The organism is Mesorhizobium sp. M7A.F.Ca.CA.002.15.2.1, assembly GCF_003998715.1.
Classification (GTDB): Bacteria; Pseudomonadota; Alphaproteobacteria; order Rhizobiales; family Rhizobiaceae; genus Mesorhizobium; species Mesorhizobium ciceri.
Genome location: NZ_RZPI01000553.1, coordinates 1 through 3,849, shown reverse-complemented (window position 1 = coordinate 3,849; position 3,849 = coordinate 1). Strand labels below are relative to the sequence as shown.

Annotated in this window: 4 protein-coding genes; 2 read left to right on the top strand and 2 right to left on the bottom strand. The window is 61.6% G+C overall.

What is annotated here, in order from left to right; genetic code table 11:
* On the top strand, positions 1-371 hold a 371-nt coding region (locus ENZ74_RS24865; protein ID WP_164761186.1), incomplete at its 5' end, for a DUF1697 domain-containing protein.
* A gap of 38 nt (positions 372-409) precedes the next feature.
* On the opposite strand, the gene ENZ74_RS24860 is transcribed toward ENZ74_RS24865, so the two are convergent.
* Together ENZ74_RS24860 and ENZ74_RS24855 are read right to left on the bottom strand one after the other, a co-directional pair.
* Entirely contained in the window at positions 410-1,867 is a 1,458-nt protein-coding gene (locus tag ENZ74_RS24860; RefSeq protein ID WP_024503329.1) for an NCS1 family nucleobase:cation symporter-1, read from the bottom strand.
* A 240-nt stretch (positions 1,868-2,107) separates the two neighbouring features.
* Positions 2,108-3,010, bottom strand: coding sequence for a LysR substrate-binding domain-containing protein (locus tag ENZ74_RS24855; protein WP_024503328.1), 903 nt, complete (start codon positions 3,008-3,010; stop codon positions 2,108-2,110).
* 247 nt (positions 3,011-3,257) lie between these two features.
* On the opposite strand from ENZ74_RS24855, the gene ENZ74_RS24850 reads away from it, so the two are divergent.
* Positions 3,258-3,849, top strand: a 592-nt coding sequence (locus ENZ74_RS24850; RefSeq protein ID WP_281059726.1) for a M17 family peptidase N-terminal domain-containing protein, incomplete at its 3' end; no start/stop codon positions are given.

The window sequence follows — 3,849 nt, the reverse complement described above, 5'->3', positions numbered from 1 at the left end:
ACCTTGAACAGCGGCTGGAGGCAGCCTTCGAAAAAACCTTCGGCCGCCATGTCGACATCATCGTGCGTGGTGCCAAGGACTGGCTGAAGCTTGCCGCCGGCAATCCGTTCCCGGCCGATTCGGCCAAAGCAGGCGATCAGGTGGCCGTACGGGTGATGCGCAAGCCTGCGCCCGTGGAGGCCGTGACGGGGCTCCAGGCCTATGCCGGCGAGGATGAAAAAGTGACTTCGGTCGGCGGCGACATCTGGGTCGTCTTTTCGCGCGAGAGGCCAAGCTCGCGGCTGCTTGCGGCGATGAATCACAAGCGCATGGGCACGGGCACGTCGCGCAACTGGAACACGGTGCGCAGATTGGCCGAGATGCTCGGGTAGGTTTTGGGGCGGCTCTCGCCGCCCCAAAATTCACCTTGTCAGGCCTTCGCGGTCCTGGCGCCGGCGCCCAAAGCGGCGGTGCGCAGCACGTAGTAGATGATGCCGGCGATCGCCACGCCGAAGAACCAGCCATAGACACCCCACCAGGACGGCAGCCAGTTGGTGAAGTTGGGCAGGATCGACGAGAAGATGGCGCCGATGCCGGCGGCGATGAAGGCGTTGACGTGCCAGCCGCCCTGGAAGCGGAATTCGCCATCTTCGCGATAAAGCGCCTCGACGTCGACCTCACCCTTCCGGATCAGGTAGTAGTCGACCATCATCACCCCGAAGATCGGCCCCATCGTCGCGCCGATGATGTTGACGAAGGAAGCCGCACTGCCTTCCCATGGCGCGAAGGGATAGAGCAGCAGGGCGATCACGGCCGCGATATAGCCGCCCTTCTTGAAGTCGATCTGCCTGGGAAAGACATTGGAGAAGTCGAAGGCCGGCGAGACGAAGTTCGCCACGACGTTGATGCCAAGCGTCGCAACTGCAAAGGTCAGGGCAGCAAGGGCTGCCAGGAACCAGCTGTCGAATTTCGCCGATATCTGGTCGGGATGCAGCAGCACCTCGCCATAGACGTCAAAGGCGGCAATGGTGGTGACGCCGGCCACCAGAGAAAACAGGATCAGGTTGATCGGCAGGCCCCAGATGTTGCCCTTGCGCAGCGATGCCTTGTCAGGCGCGTAACGGGCGAAATCGCAGAAATTGAGATAGAGCGCCGAGAAATAGGTGACCCAGATCGCGGCCACCGCAAACAGCGAGGTCCAGGAGCCAGGCGTGCCGGGCACGCCCGCATCCTTCGTCTTGTCCAGCAGCACGTCCATCGGGATGTCGCTGGTGAAGGCAAATCTCCCGGATTTGACACAGAGATAGATCGCCAGGATCAGCATCATCACCCACACCGCGGGGCCGGCCCAGTCCTGGAAGCGGCGGACCGTTTCCATGCCGTTCTGGATGATCAGCAATTGCAGCCCCCAGATGACCACGAAGCAGATCACCTCCAGGCCGGTATGACCGAGGAAGTGCGTGCTGGCGTTGAAATCGGCGAACCATTGCGTGCGGATCAGCAGCGCCACGATCGCGCCCGAGGCGGCGGCAGTCTGCGCGCCGTACCAGAAGCAGGCGACGACGGCGCGCACCAGCGCCGGTATGTTGGCGCCCCAGATGCCGAAAGAGGCGCGGGCAAGCACGGGGTAGGGCACGCCCGTCTTCACGCCGGCATAGCCGACCATGTTCATCAGCGCGTAGATGATCAGCGAGCCGATGCCTATGGCGATGATGAAATTGACGAAGCCGCCGCAGAACAGGAACAGACTGGCGGCAAGATAGTAGCCCCAAAGGCTGTGGACGTCCGACGTCCAGACGTTGAAGATCGAGAATGGTCCCCAGTTTCGAACTTTGGCCGGAGCCAAATCCTCGTTGTACAGATCAGGTGAAGCACCCTGTATCGTCATGGCAATGTTCCCCTTTTGCAGCACGCGCCCTCACGCGTTGGCCGCGTGCAGGTTAAGCCTGCCGCAGGGGAACCGACAAGCAACCTATTTGCCGGCTTTGGCCTTAAAGATATTCAATGAGAACTGCGATTATCGATGCAAGGCGATGGTGGGTCATCGCTGGACCACGGATGAGTCGAGGTTCGACGCGGGGATTCCAATCTGAAGCGGTGGCTCCCGACATTTTCGGTTGGGGGGCATCTAAGCGATTGCCATCACCTGCTTGTGGTCCGCGACTTCGGCGAGCAGCCAATCCTGAAACAGACCGGTGCCTGGCTTGTTGCCGATGCTGCGACGCTGATGCAGGTAAATGCCGGCCGGATAGGTGTGGCGGGCACGGAACGGCGCGACCAGCTTGCCTTGCTGCAGAAAATCTTGCGCCATCATCGTGTCCGCAAGCGCTATTCCGGCGCCATTGATCGCTTCGCGCATGATCAAGGTGCAATCATCCAGTGTTGTGCTGGATTTTGGCGTCGTTTCCAGAACGCCTTCCTGCTCCAGCCAACGCTTCCATCTCATGGTTTCGCATTCATGGATCAGATGATGATTGACCAGATCGGCCGGCGATCGCAGCGGCACAGGCCCCTCCAGAAGCGAAGGCGCACAGACCGGCGTCAAAAGCAGCGGGATCAGCAGCGTCAGAGCCGGGCCGGCCTTGTAGACGAACTCGTCGACAATGGCCAAATCGAAGTTGGCGCGCTTGCCTGAAGTGGAGATCTCCAGATCCACCGACGGATGCAACCGGCGAAAGTTCGGCAACCGGTCCGCCAGCCAAAGGTTCAGAACGGTGGGCACGCACAAGACCCGAACACGTTGGATCTTGCCGTGGCGCGACCCCTCGGAGAGGCTGACGTCATCGGTGGCGCGCCAGATCGCTTCGAACGCCTCCGAGAGGCTGCGCGCATAGTAGGAGCCCCTTATGGTTGGCGTTATCTGGCGAAAACCGCGTTCGAACAGGTCCTGGCCAAGATTTCGTTCAAGCGCGCGGATGTGCCGGCTGACAGCCGAGGGTGTCAGATGCAGTTCTTCCGCCGCGTCCTTGACGCTGCCAAGGCGAGCGGCGGCCTCGAAAGCGCGCATGCCATTGAGTGAGGGAAGGGCCATTGGCCGATCATGAATTGTGAGTTGAGTTTTTGTCAATCGACATGGGCAGAATTCGCGTTTGATCGCCTGCCCTGTTAGGGGATACCCAGATGACAAGAGCAATTAAGTCGTCTCAAGAAAGCGACTATTTGGGGACCGGCATTATACCACGAACGGCGGAGACCGGCTTGACCAGTCTCCACCGGGGTGAGCGAAGCGTTGCTCGCTACCCGGCTGGTATTGCCGCAATCGGAGAGAGCGCCAGCCTATGCCTCAATCGCCAGCGCCGGTTTTCGAGACCGCGGACGAGATTTCCTCGGAAGCCTCCGTCGTCGTGATCTTGCAAACTGCCCAAACAGGCTTCGGCCCGCGGGCAGCCGCCTTGGATGCCGAGATGGGCGGGATTCTCTCGCGCGCCTGCTCCGACCCGGCCGCCTTGATCGAATCCGGCACCTGCATCGATCTTATTGCCCCGCAGTCCGTATCGACCAAGCGCGTGGTCGTCCTGGCCCTGGGCAAAGCTGAAGCCGTAACCACCCTATCACTGGCGCGCGCCGGCGGTCTGCTTGCCGCGCATCTCGAGGGCAAGGGGGAATGCGCGCCCACCCTGGTCCTGGACCCGATCGCCGGCGTTGACCTGCCCGGCGCCGAAATCCTGGCGCGTGTCGCGCTTGGCATGCGGCTACGCCGCTATCGTTTCGATATGCGCAACCGGCGGCAAGGGGCGGGAGCGGATAGAACCTTGCGGGTGAAACTGGTAGGGGCTCGCGGCCCGGATCTGACAGCGGCGCTGGCGCGGATCAATGCCATCGCCGACGGCGTCGAATATTCACGCAACTTGGTCAACCTGCCGCCGCACC

Excerpts from the sequence above, each read along its gene's own strand:
- ENZ74_RS24860 (WP_024503329.1), bottom strand. The coding sequence starts at position 1,867 with ATGACGATACAGGGTGCTTCACCTGATCTGTACAACGAGGATTTGGCT.
- ENZ74_RS24855 (WP_024503328.1), bottom strand. The coding sequence starts at position 3,010 with ATGGCCCTTCCCTCACTCAATGGCATGCGCGCTTTCGAGGCCGCCGCT.